At 74.3% G+C, this 451-nt stretch carries 1 protein-coding gene; it reads left to right on the top strand.

All coding sequences use genetic code 11. The annotated features are described in order from the left end of the window. A partial coding sequence (locus ACY45C_RS15265; protein ID WP_462188276.1) for a ComEC/Rec2 family competence protein occupies positions 1 to 451 on the top strand: 451 nt, incomplete at both ends.

The following is a 451-nucleotide window of genomic DNA, read 5'->3' as shown; positions in this document are numbered from 1 at the left end:
GAATGATCGTTTTTGCGCCGGGCTGGCGGGACGCGCTCGCTCGGCGGCTGCCGGCGCGGATCGCCGAGGTGCTCGCCGTCGCGGCCGCCGCCCAGCTGGCGTGCACCCCGGTGTTGGCCTGGACCGGTGGGGGGCTGAGCCTCGTGGCGGTGCCAGCGAACGTCTTGGCCGTGCCCGCCGTCGCACCGGCGACCGTGCTGGGGGTACTGACGCTGGTCGTGGCGGCGGTGTCGCCGTCAGCAGCCGGGCTGCTCGCGCACCTCGCCGATCTGCCGTGCTGGTGGCTGGTGACGGTCGCCGGCCGGTGCGCCGATCTTCCTGCCGCGACGCTGCCGTGGCCCACGGGGGTGATGGGAGCGGGCGCGGTCGCCGGTGTCGCCGGGCTTGTGGTGGCGACGCTGCGGAGGCGGGTGCCGGGATCTGTCGCTGATCTTGTGATCGAACTGTCCCT

The sequence above is a fragment of the Frankia sp. CcWB2 genome, from assembly GCF_977927585.1.
Note: the sequence above shows the minus strand (reverse complement) of the source record. Positions and strands in the feature narration are given on the sequence as shown.